At 41.6% G+C, this 19633-nt stretch carries 16 protein-coding genes; 7 read left to right on the top strand and 9 right to left on the bottom strand.

What is annotated here, in order from left to right; genetic code table 11:
• Positions 1 to 308: 308 nt before the first annotated feature.
• On the top strand, positions 309 to 1067 hold the full coding sequence (gene udp, locus DZ860_RS17385; protein WP_120033833.1) for a uridine phosphorylase: 759 nt from the start codon (positions 309 to 311) through the stop codon (positions 1065 to 1067).
• 187 nt (positions 1068 to 1254) lie between these two features.
• On the opposite strand, the gene metG is transcribed toward udp, so the two are convergent.
• The gene (metG, locus tag DZ860_RS17380) at positions 1255 to 3327 is read right to left on the bottom strand and encodes a methionine--tRNA ligase (RefSeq protein WP_120033831.1); all 2073 of its coding nucleotides are present in this window, start codon (positions 3325 to 3327) and stop codon (positions 1255 to 1257) included.
• 158 nt (positions 3328 to 3485) lie between these two features.
• On the opposite strand from metG, the gene apbC reads away from it, so the two are divergent.
• The 3 genes from apbC to DZ860_RS17365 all read left to right on the top strand — a co-directional run bounded on the left by apbC (position 3486) and on the right by DZ860_RS17365 (position 7876).
• Positions 3486 to 4562, top strand: a complete 1077-nt coding sequence (gene apbC, locus DZ860_RS17375; RefSeq protein ID WP_120033829.1) for an iron-sulfur cluster carrier protein ApbC — start codon at positions 3486 to 3488, stop codon at positions 4560 to 4562.
• A 226-nt stretch (positions 4563 to 4788) separates the two neighbouring features.
• Complete coding sequence (gene udk, locus DZ860_RS17370; RefSeq protein ID WP_120033827.1) at positions 4789 to 5430, top strand: uridine kinase; 642 nt, start codon at positions 4789 to 4791, stop codon at positions 5428 to 5430.
• A gap of 286 nt (positions 5431 to 5716) precedes the next feature.
• The gene (locus DZ860_RS17365) at positions 5717 to 7876 is read left to right on the top strand and encodes an AsmA family protein (protein WP_120033825.1); all 2160 of its coding nucleotides are present in this window, start codon (positions 5717 to 5719) and stop codon (positions 7874 to 7876) included.
• Positions 7877 to 7998: 122 nt separating this feature from the next.
• Here the strand turns inward: DZ860_RS17365 and DZ860_RS17360 are convergent, their stop codons facing one another.
• Both DZ860_RS17360 and cobO read right to left on the bottom strand, forming a co-directional pair.
• Complete coding sequence (locus tag DZ860_RS17360; RefSeq protein ID WP_120033823.1) at positions 7999 to 8973, bottom strand: DUF6929 family protein; 975 nt, start codon at positions 8971 to 8973, stop codon at positions 7999 to 8001.
• Between the two features lie 220 nt (positions 8974 to 9193).
• A complete protein-coding gene (gene cobO, locus DZ860_RS17355; RefSeq protein ID WP_120033821.1) occupies positions 9194 to 9799 on the bottom strand; it encodes a cob(I)yrinic acid a,c-diamide adenosyltransferase in 606 nt (201 codons plus the stop codon).
• Between the two features lie 100 nt (positions 9800 to 9899).
• Between cobO and DZ860_RS17350 the strand changes: the two genes are divergently transcribed.
• A complete protein-coding gene (locus tag DZ860_RS17350) occupies positions 9900 to 10355 on the top strand; it encodes a low molecular weight protein-tyrosine-phosphatase (protein WP_120033819.1) in 456 nt (151 codons plus the stop codon).
• Positions 10356 to 10362: 7 nt separating this feature from the next.
• On the opposite strand, the gene DZ860_RS17345 is transcribed toward DZ860_RS17350, so the two are convergent.
• From DZ860_RS17345 to DZ860_RS17325, 5 genes are all read right to left on the bottom strand, one after another.
• The gene (locus DZ860_RS17345) at positions 10363 to 11025 is read right to left on the bottom strand and encodes an SDR family oxidoreductase (RefSeq protein WP_120033817.1); all 663 of its coding nucleotides are present in this window, start codon (positions 11023 to 11025) and stop codon (positions 10363 to 10365) included.
• A gap of 258 nt (positions 11026 to 11283) precedes the next feature.
• Positions 11284 to 11787 (bottom strand): VC2046/SO_2500 family protein, encoded by a 504-nt coding sequence (locus DZ860_RS17340; RefSeq protein ID WP_120033816.1) that lies wholly within the window; start codon positions 11785 to 11787, stop codon positions 11284 to 11286.
• Between the two features lie 121 nt (positions 11788 to 11908).
• Complete coding sequence (gene sodB / locus DZ860_RS17335) at positions 11909 to 12493, bottom strand: superoxide dismutase [Fe] (protein ID WP_120033814.1); 585 nt, start codon at positions 12491 to 12493, stop codon at positions 11909 to 11911.
• Positions 12494 to 12835: 342 nt separating this feature from the next.
• Complete coding sequence (locus tag DZ860_RS17330) at positions 12836 to 14230, bottom strand: PTS fructose transporter subunit IIBC (protein ID WP_120033812.1); 1395 nt, start codon at positions 14228 to 14230, stop codon at positions 12836 to 12838.
• A 12-nt stretch (positions 14231 to 14242) separates the two neighbouring features.
• Entirely contained in the window at positions 14243 to 14683 is a 441-nt protein-coding gene (locus DZ860_RS17325) for a PTS sugar transporter subunit IIA (RefSeq protein WP_120033810.1), read from the bottom strand.
• Positions 14684 to 15147: 464 nt separating this feature from the next.
• On the opposite strand from DZ860_RS17325, the gene DZ860_RS17320 reads away from it, so the two are divergent.
• Positions 15148 to 15486: a Grx4 family monothiol glutaredoxin gene (locus DZ860_RS17320; protein ID WP_120033808.1), complete on the top strand. Its 339-nt coding sequence runs from the start codon at positions 15148 to 15150 to the stop codon at positions 15484 to 15486.
• Positions 15487 to 15575: 89 nt separating this feature from the next.
• Complete coding sequence (locus tag DZ860_RS17315; RefSeq protein WP_120033806.1) at positions 15576 to 17510, top strand: DNA topoisomerase III; 1935 nt, start codon at positions 15576 to 15578, stop codon at positions 17508 to 17510.
• Between the two features lie 169 nt (positions 17511 to 17679).
• Here DZ860_RS17315 and DZ860_RS17310 read toward each other — a convergent pair whose 3' ends face one another.
• The gene (locus DZ860_RS17310) at positions 17680 to 18585 is read right to left on the bottom strand and encodes a glucosaminidase domain-containing protein (RefSeq protein ID WP_120033804.1); all 906 of its coding nucleotides are present in this window, start codon (positions 18583 to 18585) and stop codon (positions 17680 to 17682) included.
• Positions 18586 to 19633 lie beyond the last annotated feature (1048 nt).

The following is a 19633-nucleotide window of genomic DNA, read 5'->3' as shown; positions in this document are numbered from 1 at the left end:
ATCATTAATGAGCTCAATTTAGCCACTACGTTTTGATGTAGTGGCTTTGTTACTGGCATGGCTGTTGCGATAGTTGCAATGAATGGTTATTACGACGATGGGTGTGCATATAGATTCATTTGAGAGTTAAGATAATGTGATGCCAACCGTTTGTTCGTGTAATTCTTTAAATCATTACCTTTTTAAATGTGAATTTGATCACTAATGAGTTCAGGCAACTTCGTTACAGTGATTGTGTACCCCATGAATTAATTGAGCGAAACCTAATCAACTCGATAGCGTTATTCGCCGAACCTAAGGAGCATTTTATGTCTCAAGCTGTTTTTCACCTTGGTATTACTGAAGTCGATCTTGCTGGCGCAACATTAGCTATTATTCCGGGTGATCCGGCGCGTGTTCAAAAAATTGCCGAAGAGATGGATAACCCTGTTTTTCTTGCTAGCCATCGTGAATATACGCTTTACCGTGCAGAGCTTGATGGTAAACCGGTTGTCGTTTGTTCTACTGGTATTGGTGGACCATCAACGTCGATTGCGGTAGAAGAATTGGCTCAGTTAGGCGTACGTACGTTCCTACGTGTTGGCACAACGGGTGCTATCCAACCTCATGTTAACGTTGGTGACATGATTGTGACTACCGGTTCGGTACGTTTAGACGGTGCAAGCTTGCATTTCGCTCCAATGGAGTTCCCAGCAGTCGCGGATTTCTCTGTTGCAACAGCAATGAAAGCGGCAGTGGAAGAATCAGGTGCGACGGTTCATATGGGCGTTACCGCTTCGAGTGATACTTTCTACCCAGGACAAGAGCGTTATGACACTTTTACAGGCCGTGTTGTGCATCGTTTCCAAGGGTCAATGAAAGAATGGCAAGAGATGGGGGTGTTGAACTTTGAGATGGAATCAGCAACGCTTTTAACTATGTGTGCAAGTTCGGGTTTAAAAGCAGGTTGTGTAGCAGGCGTAATAATTAACCGTACTCAAAAAGAGATCCCAGATCATGCCACGCTAAAAGAGACAGAAGCTCGTTCAATTAAAGTGGTCGTGGAAGCAGCGCGCAAGATGCTTTAACTTTCACTAGCATCGCTTGATTTGAATTAGAAAGTCACCTATTTATTAGGTGACTTTTTTGTTGGTGTTAACTTGGCAGTGCTAACTTTGTTTGAGGTTCGGGCCTGTTTCATTTTGAGCATGACGCTGAGAGCAACAGATGAAAAAAATCCCCGCCGAAGCGAGGATTTTTAGACTGTAGCCGTTATTACATTACGCGCATGCCAGGTTGAGCACCGTCATGTGGCTCAAGAATCCAAAGCTCGCTACCACCAGGGCCTGCTGCTAGGATCATACCCTCAGACATACCAAATTTCATCTTACGAGGTTTTAGGTTAGCAACCATAACAGTTAACTTACCTTCTAACTCTTCAGGTGTGTACGCTGACTTAATGCCAGAGAAGACTTGACGTGTTTCACCGCCAATATCTAATTGGAATTTTAATAGCTTGTCAGCTTTTGGTACTGCTTCACATGAGATGATGCGAGCAACACGAATATCTACTTTCGCGAAGTCATCAAACTCGATTTCTTCAGCGATAGGATCTTTACTTAGCTCAGTTGCACCTGCTGATTTAGCCGCTTCTGCTTGTTCTTTTGCTGCCATTTCTGCCGCCGCATCTTCTTTAGATGCTTCGATCATCGCTTCGATGTTTTTAGGATCGATACGGTTAAATAGAGCTTTGAACTTAGTCACTTCATGGTCAGTTAATGGCTGAGCAATGCTTTCCCAAGTTAACTCTTCGTTTAAGAACGCTTCAGTACGTGCTGTTAATTCTGGCATAACTGGTTTTAGGTAAGCGATCAGTACGCGGAACAAGTTGATACCAACAGAACAGATCTCCTGAAGCTCTTGGTCTTTACCTTCTTCTTTCGCTACAACCCAAGGTGCTTTTTCATCAACATATTGGTTTGCTTTGTCAGCTAGTGCAGTGATTTCACGAATAGCACGGCCAAATTCACGTGTTTCGTAGAGATTGCCAATTCGCTCTGCTGCTGCAACGAATTCGTTGTAGAGCTCAGGTTCTGCAAAGTTTGCAGATAGCTTGCCGTCAAAACGTTTCGCGATGAAGCCAGCGTTACGAGATGCTAGGTTAACAATCTTGTTCACTACGTCTGCGTTTACACGCTGAGTGAAGTCTTCAAGGTTAAGATCTAGGTCATCGATGCGGCTGTTTAGTTTTGCTGCGTAGTAGTAACGTAGACACTCAGGATCTAAGTGTTGTAGGTATGTACTTGCTTTAACAAATGTCCCTTTCGACTTAGACATTTTTGCGCCGTTCACCGTTACATAACCGTGTACGAATACATTGTTTGGCTTACGGAAACCAGAACCATCTAGCATTGCAGGCCAGAATAGGCTGTGGAAGTAAACGATGTCTTTACCGATGAAGTGATAAAGCTCAGTTGTGCTGTCTTTCTTCCAGTACTCATCGAAATCTAGATCGTCACGTTTATCACATAAGTTCTTGAATGAACCCATGTAACCAATTGGAGCATCTAGCCAAACGTAGAAGAACTTATTGGTTTCACCAGGGATCTCGAAGCCAAAGTAAGGCGCATCACGAGAGATATCCCACTGTTGTAGGCCTGATTCAAACCATTCTTGCATCTTGTTCGCAGTTTCATTTTGAAGTGAGCCAGAGCGAGTCCACTCTTTTAGCATGCTTTCAAATTGAGGAAGATCGAAGAAGAAGTGCTCCGAATCTTTCATGATTGGAGTTGCGCCAGATACCGCTGATTTCGGGTTAATCAGTTCTGTTGGGCTGTAGGTTTCGCCACAGTTATCACAGTTATCGCCGTATTGGTCTTCAGATTTACACTTAGGACAAGTTCCTTTTACGAAACGGTCAGGTAAGAACATTTCTTTTTCAGGATCAAATAACTGAGAGATTGTACGGCTTGAAATAAAGCCATTTTTCTTCAGTTCAAGGTAAATGTGAGAAGCCAATTCGCGGTTCTCATCTGAGTGTGTGCTGTGGTAGTTGTCGAAACTAATATCGAAGCCGGCAAAGTCTTTTTGGTGCTCTTCACTTACAGCCGCAATCATCTCTTCTGGTGAGATACCCATCTGTTGCGCTTTAAGCATGATAGGTGTGCCGTGAGCGTCATCAGCACAGATAAAGTTAACCGTGTTGCCACGTAGGCGTTGGTAACGAACCCAAATGTCAGCTTGAATATGCTCAAGCATGTGACCTAGGTGAATCGAACCGTTAGCGTACGGAAGGGCACAAGTTACCAATAATTTCCTTGGAGTAGAGAGTCTTGGATCGTTTGCCATACTTAATATTCGCTTATCTCGATAGGTATAAAAATTTGATGGATAATACTAACCCATGAAACCTCTAACTCCAAGGTGTCTACTGGGCCATTACCTTAGTTTTTTTGGGGTTCTGTCGTTGTTGACGAGGTGGTACGATGGGGGAATAAGGAGGGCCTATGCGTCAGTTTACTTCAAAGCAAGATTTTTGTGATTGGTTAGACGATTTTCGTCACCCAAATTTAACCCCTGGTTGGGCTGATGAGCCTAATCTCGTCACGGTTGACCCAAATGGGTATTTTTTAATTGAGATCCCGTACGCAGCAAATGATTTAGTTGCTGCCCTGAATGGATGGATTCAATCTCAGCAAGCTTCTCAACAAGTGACCGCATTTAATTACCAAATTAAGGTAGTGCCTAAAGCATTAGAAACACCTGCAACCTCTGCGTTAAAAGGGGTGAAAAATATTATTGCTGTCAGTTCTGGCAAAGGTGGCGTAGGTAAGTCGACAACATCCGTTAACTTAGCATTGGCGATTGCTCAGTCTGGAGCAACTGTCGGACTGCTTGATGCGGATATTTACGGCCCTTCCGTTCCGCTTATGTTAGGTCAACTGGATGCGCACCCTGAAGTTCGTGATAACAAATGGATGCAGCCTATCTTTGCTCACGGTATTTATACGCATTCTATTGGATACCTCATTTCAAAAGATGATGCTGCAATTTGGCGTGGCCCGATGGCAGCAAAAGCATTAGGGCAACTTGTCAATGAGACTGAATGGCCAGATTTGGATTACCTTATCGTCGATATGCCACCGGGTACGGGTGACATTCAATTGTCGCTGGGTCAACAAATTCCAGTGACTGGCGCGGTAATTGTCACGACACCACAAGATCTTGCGTTAGCAGATGCACGTAAAGGTGCGGCAATGTTCAGTAAAATGGATGTGCCAGTTGTTGGTTTAGTTGAAAATATGAGCTACCACATTTGCAGCCATTGCGGAGAAAAAGAACACATTTTTGGCGCTGGTGGTGCGGAAAAAATGTCGGCTGAATACGGTTTAGACTTATTAGCTCAGATCCCATTACATATTGCTGTACGTGAAGATGTTGATAATGGTTGCCCAACAGTAGTAGCAAGACCTGAATCTGAGCATACAGAAGAATATTTGGCATTAGCGGAATCGGTTTGTGCACGATTATTTTGGCGCGGAACGGTGAAGCCTGAAGCAATCAGTTTTACCTTGGTAGATTGATACACCTAAGTCACGTCGAGATGCGTGTTCGACGAGAGTAATTAGGACATCAAAGACAATGGGATAGGGTTTTTATGCTTGCTAAACGTTTGCGTTAATTTATCTTATTCCATTTTTATTGAGCTTGGCGATTATCTTACTTCTTGACTAGTATATCGATAGTGAACTCCCTATAATCGGGCGGTTTACCTAGTTTCCCCACCAAAATTCATCGGGTGCAAGAATAATGTCTGATAATAGTCAATGTGTCATCGTCGGTATCGCTGGCGCGTCTGCTTCTGGTAAGAGCTTAATTGCTAGTACGATTTACAATGAACTTCGTGCAAAAGTAGGCGACCATCAAATTGGTGTGATTACGGAAGATTGCTACTACAACGATCAAAGTCACCTCAGCATGGAAGAGCGTGTAAAAACGAATTATGACCACCCAAATGCTCTCGATCATGATCTTCTTTGTGAACACCTAGAGCAGTTGATCAAAGGTGAAGCGGTTGAAGTACCAGAGTACAGTTACACAGAGCACACTCGTACCTCTAATACGACTCAACTAACGCCTAAAAAAGTGATCATTTTGGAAGGTATTTTACTTCTGACTGATCCTCGTTTACGTAAGTTGATGCACGCTAGTGTCTTTATGGATACCCCGCTTGATATCTGTTTATTGCGTCGTGTTAAGCGTGATGTGGAAGAACGTGGCCGTACTATGGATTCGGTACTAAAGCAGTACCAACAAACTGTTCGTCCTATGTTTATGCAGTTCATTGAACCGTCAAAACAGCATGCCGATATTATCGTCCCACGTGGTGGTAAGAACCGAATTGCGATCGATGTACTTAAAGCTCATATTGCTAAATTGCTGAAATCTTAACGATAACTTAGCATTTAACGCTTTATTTTTTATTGTAGAAGTGGCACTTTTAGTGCCACTTTTTTTATGTCTTAAGTTTATCTCACAAAAAGATTTATACTTAAAATACCAATAGTTAACACTCTGAACTAAACAGTCTTAATTGTTATGCATAGTGAAACTATGTGTGATACGGCGATTGTTTGCTAAGTTTAGCGTCATATTTCTTCGACATGCCGATTGTTAGATTGAGATCGTCGATAATGATAAACATGCCCGCATAGGGGTGAGTGCAAGGATACTGCTAATGAAAAAAATACTCCTATTTATTGCCATTCCCATCACTATTGTCATCGCTGCTATTTTGGCTTTGGTCATATTCGTGAACCCGAACCAATTTAAACCGCTCATCGTCGAACAAGCAAAAAAACAAACAGGGCTTGATCTCGTCATTGATGGTGACATCAGTTGGCAGTTTTTCCCATCAATTGGATTTGAATTAGGAAAAACGGCGCTAAGAAACCCGCAAGGGTTTAGCCAAGAGAACTTATTCAAAGTAGATTCTGTTGGCATTGATATTGCTGTGTCACCACTTTTGGATAACCAACTAGAAATTGGCAATGTTTCATTAGATGGGGCTGAATTCTTCATCGAAACCTTAAGTGATGGGCGCAAGAATATTGATGCACTAACTCAAGAGGCGGCTCCGGCATCTAAAGGTGAGAGTAATACTTCAACCTCATCAAACGGTGACTTGGCGAATACGGAATCATCAAAAAAGGTATCGAATGCGCCAGTTTCTGATTGGACGATTCATTTAGCAGGTGTGACAGTGACCAATGCTTCAGTAGAACTACAAGATAAGCAAACAGGTACTCTAACCAAACTTTATGACATGTCATTTAATCTCTCTGAGTTTGCGTTCAATCAATGGACCAACGCTGAATTTGCAGTGAAAGGGGAGAGTAATCAGCAGAAGTTTACTGCGACTGGACAGTTAGACTTTAAATTGGATCAAGGGTTTAAAGATTACGCACTACGCAATATTGGTGTAGAAGCGAGCTTCAATGATGCAACAAATCAGATTGAATCAGCCAATATTGGATTAGAGACGTTTGTATTCGATCAGCCAAACGCATTAACGTATGCCGTAACAGGGGCAGCGAGTGGCATTGATATCGACTTAAAAGGCGCAGGGTCTTTAAATGTCGACAAGGCAATAAGTCAAATAACACTCTCTAATTTGACTTTAGATGCAAATTTTACAGGAGATACGCTGCCACAATCGCCAATGAAAGTGGATATGACATCTGATGTTTCATTTGATTTGAATAAGAGTCACCTAAATTTTGTCTTGGAGAAATTGACGGCTAATGCAATCGCTCTAGATGGTAAAGCAGACGTAACTCTAGGTGATATTCCCAAAGTTCGTTTCTCACTACATAGTCCAAGTATTGATTTGGATGAGTTTTTAGGCACATCGAGTGATGCGGTTTCACAAGCGGCGACTAAGTCAGAACAAGCTACGTCCGAACAAAATCAGTCCTCATCTCCACAAGCAAGCTCTAAAGCTGAAGTGGAACCGGATCTGTCAGCGCTGAAAACACTGGATGTTAAAGGTGACATTCTGATTGATAAGTTCAAAGTGAATAATGCCCGAATGCAGGATGTGAATACTAAATTTACGATTAACCGAGGTATGGTTGACCTTAATTCGTTTAGTGCCAATTTGTATGGTGGTTCAGTTAAAGCAACTGCACAGCTAGATGCTCGTAAGACCCCTGCAACGTACAAAGTCAGTAAGCAAATCGTGGGCGTGAAAATCCAACCTCTGTTAGTTGATGTCGCCAATAACGATAAGTTAGAGGGTACGGGTAACATTGACGTAAATGTGACAGGTAAGAGTTTAACGCCAACGGGTATTAAGAAAAACTTGGCAGGTACCGTTGTGATTAATTTCGCTGATGGCGCTGTTAATGGTATTAACATTGCGCAGTTGATTCGTGAAAATTATGCCAAGTTTAAAGGACAAAAAACTCAAGTTGCAGATGAAGTTCAAAAAACAGATTTCAGTGCTATGACGGCAACATTGACGTTGAACAAGGGCATTGTCTCGACTAACAACCTTCATGCGCAGTCACCACTATTACGGATCCGCGGTAATGGTAGTGCTAATTATTTAAATGAAACCGTTGATTTTACAATCAGTACATCGATAGTAGGTTCACTGAAAGGCCAAGGTGGTAAAGACATCGATGAACTGAAAGATCTGACCATTCCAATCAATGTGTCTGGTGAGTGGGCGAAGCCAAAGTTCAAGCTGGTGTTTGATGATGTACTCAAACAAAAAGCACAAAAAGAGCTAGATCGTGGTTTGAAGAAACTCGATGAGAAGTTAGGCGAAAAAATCAAAGATGAAAAAACCAAAGAAGCGATTAATGGTTTGATTAAAGGTCTATTTAACTAGCTTATCTTTGAACATTGTATTGAATCTATTGATGCTGAAGCCCACGTTGAAGTGGGCTTTTTTTATGAACCAATGCAATAAATCACGTTCAGCTTTAAGTAAAAGTGTTTACTTGCTAGTACTTATCTACTTAGTGTGAAGTTGAAAAATTCACTGGTACCATCGTCATTATCACTCGCTAATACACCCGCTAGTTTATTATTACTTTGCTTGGTAAATGCGACCGATTCGATTTTAGTGATTACTCGTTTGCCATTCTCTAGTAGCGGTAATAAATTTGCTGATAGATCAACGGTTTTATCGGTATCGAGATCATCAAGTTTCACGACACCCACAAAGCTTCCTAAGATCTCACCATCATTGTATGCATCTCCAGTGGCTTCAATAGAAGCAGTAACGACAAGGCTGTCGTCTTCTTTCCAATATTCAGCACCGGAAAGTCCAGCTTCAAAGCCCTCAACAACCGGTAATTCAATATGGTAGGCTTTCACATCTGATACTGTCGCTAACGTACCGACTAGGTAGTCATGGAATGTCTCTAGAGGGATTTCAAAGATGACATTGGAGCCACCATTGCCACGGTTGATAACAAAAGCGGAATCTTCCGAAGTTGCTAGGCCCTCGATATTGATCTCTTGATCGGCGCTATAACCCGCGGCTGTACGTAGATTTTTGTAGAGTGGTTTTAATGAACGCTCAATCTTTAGCTCCTGATCATGGCTAATAATAAATGCCCATTCGCGAACATCGAGTTTACTGCCTGAACCTATGAGGATAAATGCTGGCTTACCATTGATTTGAATGTTGTCTAATGCTTCAAAATCTGGTTTTACTTTTTTTACGATGCGGCCGTTGTCACGAACAGGATACTCTTTGATGAGATCTTTTTGAGCAATCGTAAAATCGTCATTAAGTTGATAAAACCAAGGTGAATCATCGCCGACAGCAAAAAGCTGATTGTTGTTAACAACCAGGCCAGAAGCGGATGGTAGATCCTTGTTGAGAGTTCGATTAGAAAAATCAAAATCCATCGTCTGAGCAGAGAGTGAGCATGAAAATAATGCGCTAAAACAAAGGCCTAACATAGTACGTTTCATTTATATTTCCTTATACGGGCTTGATTGATAGGCAAGTTAGCACATATAAGTTTATAAAATGCGACCGGAATAGATAACTTTGAAATAGCTTCCAGAGCGTCAGTAAATCACCAATCTGTCATTTTTATTTGTGAATTAACGTGTTAAGGAAAAAGGATACCAAAGAGAAATTCGGGTATGTAGGGCGAAATATCTCACCCTAACGCATGGGAGAATTGGACTACCAATCCACACCTTTAAGTGCTTTTACACCTGATTCGAAAGCGTGCTTAATGTTTTTAACTTCTGAAACCGTATCCGCCATTTCAATTAAAGTACGATGAGCACCTCGACCAGTAATAACTACAGATTGCATTTTTGGACGTTGATTGAGCGCATCAACGACTTCATCAAGGTCAATATATCCATAGCTCACCATATAAGTCAGTTCATCAAAGAGAATGACGTCTATCGCCTCATCTTGAAGCATGCGTTTACACTCTTGCCATACTATTTGCGCCGCTTTTCGGTCCGCTTCTTTATTCTGTGTTTCCCAAGTAAACCCTGTTGCCATTACTTGAAATTCAACACCGAGTTTTTCCAGTAAATTTCGCTCACCATTATCCCACGTACCTTTAATAAACTGAGCAACAGCGCAATTCAAACCATGCCCAACTGCTCGAGCAACCGTCCCAAACCCGGACGTAGATTTTCCTTTGCCATTACCCGTTATAATCAGCAACAAGCCTTTTTCTTCTTGTGCGGCAGCGACGCGAGCATCGACCTGTTCTTTAACTTTTTGCTGTCTCGCTTTGTGACGTTCGTCTTTGTTTGTCTCGGCGGTCATAGGGAAATCCTTTTTGAGCAGTTATTTTTTAATGGTGAGCTTTTTGGCTATGATAACGCATCAAGCAGAACTCAAAAACCATTCAATTTGAGAGGGTTAAATGAAAAAAATTTTAGTGGTTTGTATGGGAAATATTTGTCGCTCTCCAACAGGCGAAGCGATATTACGCGCGAAAGCAAAACAGCGTAGCCTTGACCTTATGATTGATTCTGCGGGTACGATCGGCTATCACCAAGGTAATGAGCCAGATCCTCGAGCTCGCGCAGCTGGAGAAAGAAGAGGATATTCATTTGCAGGGATTCGATCGCGTAAAGTACAAATCGATGACTTTGAGAATTTTGATATTATTCTTGCAGCAGATGAAGCGAATGTGGCGGATCTTCGTTCGCTCTGTCCTACTCAATATCAGCACAAAATAAAACTATTTTTAAGCTATCTCCCTGCTGGTGGTGAAGTCCCTGATCCGTACTACGGTGGTGATCAGGGCTTTGAAACTGTACTTGATCTTATCGAACAAGCATCCGATCTCTTACTGGATTCTATGGTTACCCAATAAATGGGATTTAAGCGGCAACGACTCGACCACTAAAATACTCATTGGTTACGATATATTCAGTGTTTCTGATGAGTTCGTCTTGTATCTCAGCCCAATGCATACCGTTGGGCTCATTACAAGGCACGACTCCGCCAACTCGAATGTTGAATTCTGAAAGTTGTTTTGCCCAACTTTGAGTGAACCCAGCGACCATAAAAGCGGTATTGTCGTGGCGTTCTGAATCGTATAAATCATCATGACCTATCACATTAACGATCACGCCGTGACTGTTGTTATTGCGCATACGCTGTGCTGTGACTTGGCCAAAACTGTATAGCGTTGTCGCTACTTGTGAAAGCCTTTGAGAATAGAGTTCATTCGCTTGTTGATCGAATATATCTGGCATTGCTTCAGTGGTGAGCGTATTGATCAAAATATTGGGTGAACGCTGTGCCTTTTGGTCTATGAACTCAAAAAGATGATTGATGGAGTGAATAGAGTAGTTAGGCAGTGGGCATTGGATCACTTGGGTTGAGATGCGTAGACATTGAAGATAGGTTTCTTCAAGTGCTTGAGAATCTTTATCGCAAATCACAACGGTCGCTCCAAGTGAAGCGAAGTGCGCGGCTAAGGTTCGACCAATTTTTGAGCCAGCTGACGAAACCAACACCAATGCACTTTTTATATCCATACTCATTCCCCCGAAATAGCGTATGTAAAATACTAGTCCAGACAGCATGGTTGATTACTTGTTAAATAGGTGTGAATAAAATCAAATAACCTATGAGGGAGGGGTGTAAATGTTCCATTATTTGCAGTTATTCACATTTATATGCGAATCACCATGGAGATCTTATTTCTGAAATTGAATGTTGTTTGTAAAACAGAATTTGCTGAAAGGGCATTGAGTGTTAAATCTAGCGTTTTTTGGGTAACTAGATTTGGGCAACTAGATTTGGGCGTGAATTTGATATGAACGTTGAGCTTGAATGAGATGATTGTATAGATCAACGGGCATCAGTTTTTTCGGCTCAGTTTCTCCCAGTTTTCTATGCTGATGAGCAGATAAACTGTGATAGACATCTTCCGGAAAACCATGTGTATCTTCAGGCAAATAGGTCAGAACTTCAGGTTTAAGATAGTGGCTGAGCTTAGCGCTGGGTAAGCCAGAGGAGTGAAATAATTCCGCTTGTTTGGCTGAAATAGCGTAGGCGCTTTGATCTGAACGAAGCTCTTGCGGATCAGGTAACTCAAATCGCTGGCGTAGTGATTCTTCGGTTATTTCTACACGATCGATATGTTCGACAGGGGTATTGTCTCTCACATCTTCTGAAAACATCGATAAAATCAAAGCAAAGTCAGCTCGACGCCCATCTTGAACAGCATGGTTGATTCCCACGCCGAACTGAAGTTCGTTGATAATAGCTGCTTTGTTAAGAGTATGAATTTGCATCGATGTCCTCGCTTGATGCATTTTTAGCGGCGAGTTGTCGAGAAACTTTAAATAAAATATCGTTAAAAACAAAAAAGCCTGCATTTGGCAGGCCTTTTAATCAAAGAGTATAGTAACTCAATTATTTAGCTAGGTTTTCTGCTACGAATTCCCAGTTAACTAGTGCCCAGAAACCATTCATGTAATCAGGGCGAAGGTTACGGTAATCGATGTAGTATGCGTGTTCCCACAGGTCAACCGTTAGAAGTGGTGTAACACCAGCTTCTGTTAGTGGCGTTGCTGCGTTAGACGTATTAACGATTTCTAGAGAACCGTCAGCTTTTTTCACCAACCAAGTCCAAGATGAACCGAAGTTGTTGATTGCAGAATCAGTGAATTTCGCTTTGAATTCTTCGAATGAACCAAATGCAGCATTAATAGCTTCTGCTACTGCACCCGTTGGTTCGCCACCCGCGTTTGGCGCTAGACAGTGCCAGTAGAACGTGTGGTTCCAGATTTGAGCTGCGTTGTTGAATACGCCACCAGTAGAAGTTTTAACGATCTCTTCTAAAGTTTTACCTTCAAACTCAGTGCCAGGAATTAGACCATTTAGCTTAACAACGTAAGTGTTGTGGTGTTTACCGTGGTGGAAATCTAGTGTTTCAGCTGAGATATGTGGTTCTAGCGCGTCTTTCGCGTAAGGAAGAGCTGGTAGTTCAAATGCCATTGCTCGATTCTCCGTTTAGGTATGAAAGAGTGATCTCTTTCGATTGCTTCCAATGTTATTATTATCAGGTAAGAATGCACTTACCCAATGTCGATTTGACTGACTGCGGTCTAGTTTAGCAAGTTTTTACTTTATTAAAAGAGACAAAGTGTTTTTTCGTTGCATTTCATTATATTCACGCTCAGTTTGCTTGTGCAAGGCTGCTGAACACGTATCGTGAGCGTCGCGTCGTAGTTATTGCTGTAGTGTTGTTAGGAGAGAACCTCAGCCGTTTTGTTATCGTTTTTAAAGTACAAAAAAGCCCTCATAAATGAGGGCTCTATAATCGTGAAACTGGGTGATTTACGATTGAATTAATGTCGCAGCTTGCTTCATTGCTTCTTTCGTTGAACACTCAATCACTTTTGAGTTTGCAAAGCGTTGAGCATCTTTCACTTGAATATCATGTGCTAGGATTACCAATTTCGCATTTGCTACGTCTAGGTCAGTGATGCGGTTCTGAATACCATTTTGACCTTGAGTTTCAACTTTAATTTTGATGCCTGCAGCTAAGCCTGCTTTTTCTAGTGCTTTTGCAGCCATGAATGTGTGTGCAACACCTGATGGGCAACAAGTTACCGCTACGATATCGTACTCGCCTTCACCAGCAGCAGGTGCTGCTGCTTGAACTGGTGCTGCTTGCTCTTCTTTTTCTTCTTCAGTTGCTACAGGTTTCCATAAGCCAACAATAAGAGCTGTAGTTAGAGAGCCTAGTGCGATACCCACAACATACATTGGGATGTTGCTTGATACTGGTGCTGTGATTAGGCCGCCCCACGGTGCATGCAATAGGATGTCAGTTAGGAAACCGAACACACAGCCTACGATACCACCAGCTACGATTGACGGTAGAACGCGCATTGGGTCATTTGCTGCAAATGGGATTGCGCCTTCAGAGATACCGATAGAACCCATGATTGCCGCAGCTTTACCCGCTTCCTGTTCTTCTTTAGAGAACTTGTTCTTGAATAGGAATGTTGCTAGTGCCATACCTAGAGGTGGCGTACAGATAGCGATACCAACACCACCCATTAACCAAGGTTGTGTATCAACTTGAGTTTGAGCGAATAGCGTTGCTACTTTGTTGATAGGGCCACCCATATCAAACGCAGTCATACCACCTAGAATCGTACCAAGAACGACTTTTGAAGCACCAGCCATAGAAGCTAGGAATTCGTTCATTGATGACATGAACAGTTTGATTGGCTCACCAATACCCCATAGAACGATACCAGCTGAAATAAGCGTACCGATTAGTGGGTAGATAAAGTAAGCACCAAGCGCAGTCATGTTAGTTGATAGAGGGATTTTCTTAAGTTGGAAAACAACACCACCTGCGATAAAACCAGCAACGATACAGCCTAAGAAGCCACCGCCCATGTCCGCCATGATACCTGAAGCGATCATTGCTGGAGCAAGCGCAGGTTTATCCGCGATTGAGTAACCAATGAAACCACCTAGGATGATAGGGAAAAGTACTAAGCCTTTAATACCAATATTTGAAATGTCAGCCAAAATACCAGTTGCTGGAACGGCACCTTTACCCGAAGCCATTACAGCTAGTGCAAGTAACACACCACCAGCAACGATGAAAGGCAACATATGTGAAGTGCCAAATAATAAGTGGCCTTTTAATTTACTTAGCGTTTTTTTGAAATCGCTATTATTAGTTTCCGCTTTAGCGGTAATAGTGCTCATATATTTTACACCTTATGAATTGATTAAAATATCAAGGATTTGATGTTCGTCTTTTGCATTATTAATATCTTCAATAAATTCATCGCTGAATTTACCAAATAATTCTTGTAGTACATAAATATGATGGTCAGCACCGTTGTCAGGTGACGCAATCATGAAGAACACGCTCGGTTTGATACCGTCTTCATCACCGTACTCAATGCCACCAGGCTTTACACCAACAGCGATTGCAGGCTCTATAACAGCTTTGCTTTTTGAGTGAGGGTATGCGATGCCGTCAGTTGATGTCACACTTACCGCTTCACGGATTTCAATATCAGCTAAAAAATCTTCTTTACTAGTGACTCTTTTATTTTCAAATAGCATTTGTGCTAATTCTTCGAAAACTTCTTTTTTTGAGTTTGCTTGTAAATTATGTTTAATCAAATTTGTATTAGTTAATTGTGTGATCATTTTTTAACTCATTGGGTACTGAAGTAATGCGTTAAAATTAATTCATCAACGTATATTCTTAAATAGCAAAAAAAAGCCAATCACTATACTTTTGTATCACCGATTCCTAAGTGTGATAGGGGTCATTAATATTCGAGTAATGTACCGGGCGTAAATATGTGAGCTCACTAGCAAATTAAACGTAAGCCCCTAAGCATGGCTTATCTTTGGTGGGATGGTTGAGGTTGTGCTCCGCGTTTCCAAGTGGCTTGGGTATAGTGTTAGCGTGTTAGATAGTCGATACTTCTCTTATGCTCAGATGGCTTCGTTACCATCCATCACAAGCCTATTTAGGTTTATTTGGCAGATGTGATTTCAGTCATCAAGCTCACGATACATAACCTTACTTAATCTGTGCTTTTTATTCTCCGTTAATGGTTTAAAATGGGGAACAATTTGCAGTAAGCCGAATTTAAGAGGAAGCAATGGAAACAATCGATAAAATCAAACAGCAAATCGCTGAAAACACAATCCTTCTTTACATGAAAGGTTCTCCTAAGTTACCAAGCTGTGGCTTCTCTTCTCAAGCAGCACAAGCGCTAGTAGGTTGTGGTGAAAAATTTGCGTATGTAGATATTCTACAAAACCCAGATATTCGCGCAGAACTTCCAGCGTACGCGCAATGGCCAACTTTCCCACAGCTTTGGGTTGAAGGTGAGCTAATCGGTGGTTGCGATATCATCATTGAGATGTTCCAAAAAGGTGAACTTCAGCCTCTGATTAAAGAAGCAGCAGCTCGCGCAGCAGGTAACGAAGAAGCATAATTAAACTGTGTAAATATACAGTTTTAGTTGCATTGTAAGGGCCACATTAGATAATGTGGCCCTTATTCTTTTTTACGACCGCCTTATTTATGTCACGACTCTTTATTGCAGAAAAGCCCAGTTTGGGGCGTGCAATTGCTGCTGCTCTTCCTAATCCTCAAAAGAAAGATCAAGGTTTTATCCGCTGTGGCAATGGCGATATTGTGACATGGTGTATCGGACACTTGCTCGAGCAAGTCGAGCCCGATGTTTATGATGATAAATATAAAAAGTGGAATATTGCTGATCTGCCGATCGTTCCAGAGCAATGGCAACTACGCCCAAGAAAATCAGCGAGTAAGCAACTGACAGTGGTACGAAAACTGCTCAAAGACGCGACAGAAATCATCCATGCCGGTGACCCAGATAGAGAAGGGCAGCTCTTGGTCGATGAAGTGCTGGATTATTGTAAAGTCAGCAAAGCAAAGAAAGAGAGGGTCCAGCGATTATTAATCAGTGATTTGAACTTACCAGCGGTAAAACGTGCTCTTTCTCAAATGCGCAGTAATCGTGAATTTGTACCCTTATCGGTTTCTGCGCTTGCTCGTTCTCGTGCCGATTGGCTTTATGGTATGAATATGTCTCGTGCTTATACTTTGCTTGGTCAAAAAGCGGGTTATCAGGGGGTTTTATCGGTTGGTCGCGTTCAAACTCCGATTCTAGGCTTAGTGGTGCGCCGGGATGAAGAGATCGAGAACTTCATTCCACGTGATTACTTTACGTTGCATGCGATGATCCCTTATCAAGAGGGAAGTATTAGTTTTGATATTCGAGCTCGTTGGAAACCGAGTGAAGCTTGTCAGCCTTGGCAAGATGATGAGGGGCGAGTGCTCAATAGAAAACTCGTTGAAAATGTAGCGCAACGAATTAAAAATCAACCAGCAACAGTTACGGACTCTGAACAGAAACAAACTAAGCAGTCCGCTCCGCTTCCATATTCTTTATCAGCTTTACAAATTGATGCGGCAAAACGCTTTGGAATGAGTGCTCAACAAGTTTTGGATACCTGCCAATCTTTGTATGAGAAGCATAAACTTATTACTTATCCTCGTTCAGATAGTCGGTATTTACCCCAAGAACACTACACTCAAGCAAAAAGCGTTTGCGAAGCAATAGCAACTAACGCTAAAGATCTGCTTACTGCGGTTAATGGTGCTAATTTGTCGTTGAAATCCAAAGCTTGGAATGACAGCAAGGTTGATGCGCACCATGCAATCATTCCCACACCCAAGAAATCTTCAGCTAATGGACTTTCCGGTGATGAAGTAAAGATCTATAGCCAAATTGCTCGCCAATATTTAATGCAGTTTTATCCAGCGGCGCTCTATGCAGAAGCAAAACTGGAGTTTGAGATTGCTGGTGGTTTATTTATTGCCAAAGGTCGACAACTGACCGTTCCTGGTTGGAAAACTCTGTTAGGCAAAATAGAAGAAGAGGATACGGGAGTTGATGCGGTACCACCTTTAAGTAAAGGTATGGTTCTGACTTGTCGGGAGAGTGTGATTAGCGATAAGAAAACCGAACCACCACGCCACTTTACCGAAGCCACATTGCTACAAGCCATGACGGGGATTGCGCGTTTTGTTGAAGACAAAGAGCTGAAGAAAATTCTGAGAGATACCGATGGCTTAGGAACTGAAGCGACGCGAGCCGGTATTTTAGATACCTTATTTAAGCGTCAGTTATTAAAAAGGCAGGGTAAAGCTATTTTGAGTTCGCCGGCTGGGCGAGGACTAATACATGCGCTTCCAAGCGATTCTACCTACCCAGACATGACAGCTCATTGGGAGCATCAATTACAAGGAATGGCAGAGCGCAATCAAGCTTATCAACCGTTTATGTTAGCTCTGCAACAACGCATCGATGGATTGATGCAGCGAGTGAAGTCGGAACCCGTGCCAGACTCATTGAGGCAACTTCCTCCAGTTGAGCGTCCCGCATTTAAAAGAAAGAAGCGTAGCTTCGCTAAGAAAAAAGCGAAATAACGAAAATAGGTCAACATTTACTTCTTTCCCCTTTAGTCTCAAGCCGCTGAAAGCTGAAGTCGGGGAGATGGTTATCCATTCTCCCCGACATGTATCGAGTTTGATAAAGATGCGTGGCTAGCCGCTTATTCCCATCTTCATCTTCAAGTCTTTGACACTTGGTAATACTCTATTTAGTAAAGCGGATTCTTACAGTATTGGCATCATCAAGATGGACATGATCAAATCGGTCAAGTTGGTGGTGTTTAATTAATGCACGTAGGTTATCAACATAAGCTTGACCACGTGTCGAGTAATGTGACAAAGCTTGCACTAGTTCGTGACCCGTTAGGTTGTTTTGCTGACGCAGTTTATGGCGAAGGTGCCAAAGTTCTTTATATGCCTCGGTAGTGTTGAGGTTATGCATATAACTCGCAGTACCTGCAAATAAGTTGTCAAATGCTGCCACCTTAACGTGACCTCCCGGTGTAGTCAGGTATTTTCCACCTTTTGACGGCAGGTGCTCACCGTAAAGATTATTGCCTTCAATAGCAAAATGGCTGGTTCCCCACCCACTTTCATCAATACCCTGCGCTAAAACCATTCCGACGGGAATAATATCCACATGCATCAACAAGTCTTGAATCTCTCCCGATTTCACATTGTATTCTTTGATTAGATTGTCGACCCATACTTGCTCTGAGTGAGACCAATCATGTTTGGGCTTTTTAGCTATCGCAATCAGAGCGTCTCTCACTTCAAGAATATGAGTATTGACGTCGCTAATTGTAGGTAATAGCAAACGAATAAACCCAGAGGTTTTTTGTTCGACAGGCAGTGAGTTTAAGTTATCGGGCAGATTTTCTACAAAAAAAGCGGGCAACGAATTACTAGTAGCAACTTTATTGAGTTGGTAATAGTGGCGATCGAATTCGCTGATTAGCGTTTTGGCTGAATGGAGTGTTGTAATTGACACATTAGGATAAGGCTGCTGAATCTTCTCTGGCGATAATGGTAAAGAAGAAGCCATCGTATAAGAAGAGGTCATTAATACGAGGCACAGTGCAACAGTTCGACTCTTTTTAAATAGAGACATAAAGGAGTATCTCCCAGTTAATGTGATTATTTCCCGCAAGTATAGCGTTAAGTTGATAGCTGATATATACCCAAACTCCCAAAGGGTTGGTTGTCTTGGCTCGCATACGTCATTAACGAATTTTGATTTAGAGCTACTAGATCTTCAATTCGTTACCTTGTCTGCAAGCTAAGTCATTCTCTCTGAACCAAGCACCTTGAGGTTACTGGGTATAGGTAAGCAAAAGAATATTTTACGATTGATAGTACTTGTTTAACGGTCAGTACTTGTGTTTCTAACAGCACGCCGACTAGTTCAATTTGTGATTCACTGAAATTGCCGCCAATCAATTATTTAAAGCAGCTTGAATGAGTATAAAGACAAACATCTTGTTTGCTTTTTCAGAGAGTAAATTTAGTTATACAAGAGCGAATGAGTTTAATTGATAGTTGAGTCAATTAAATGACGGAGGTGTATTTATTGAGGAGCAAGGACCTTTATTGCTCAAAGGTCGAGTGATTGGAATCTAGACTTTATGGTCTATTACGTTAGACATAAGATTTTTGTGTATTATCTGCTGTTTTCATCAGCGATTAATTAAACGCCATATTTTATTACCAGTTTTATTTATGGGTTATTTATTGTTCATCTACATTGTGTTTGATATTCGGTTGATAGTGCTTTTGTTTGATTATTTATAAAATCAATGGTTACGAGCTAGGAATTATAACTTGTAGGCTAAATTTCGTTCTTTATTTGTTAAATTGGCGAGATAATGTAAATTTAGCTCTGTTAATTCGCGATGAAAATAAACATCACTTTAATGAAATACTTTAATGTTATTTTTATTGATATGCGTCGCAAAATTAATTTTATTAAAATTTGTATTTTTTAAAAATTGGAAAAACTGAGGGTGGGAAATTAAATATCACGATTTTTTGATGTGATGCACTTCACATAGCAAACGCTTTTTCGGATTTTTTTTGCCTTAAATATGAGATTGATAATCTTGTATGTAGCGATAAAATAAGTTGCTGGACCAGATTTGACAATGTTTTGACGGTGAATA

Origin of the sequence: Vibrio sinensis, from assembly GCF_003605645.1 — a bacterium.
Lineage (GTDB): Bacteria > Pseudomonadota > Gammaproteobacteria > Enterobacterales > Vibrionaceae > Vibrio > Vibrio sinensis.
The sequence above is the reverse complement of the archived record's forward strand: the minus strand, read 5'-3'. Positions and strand labels throughout refer to the sequence as shown.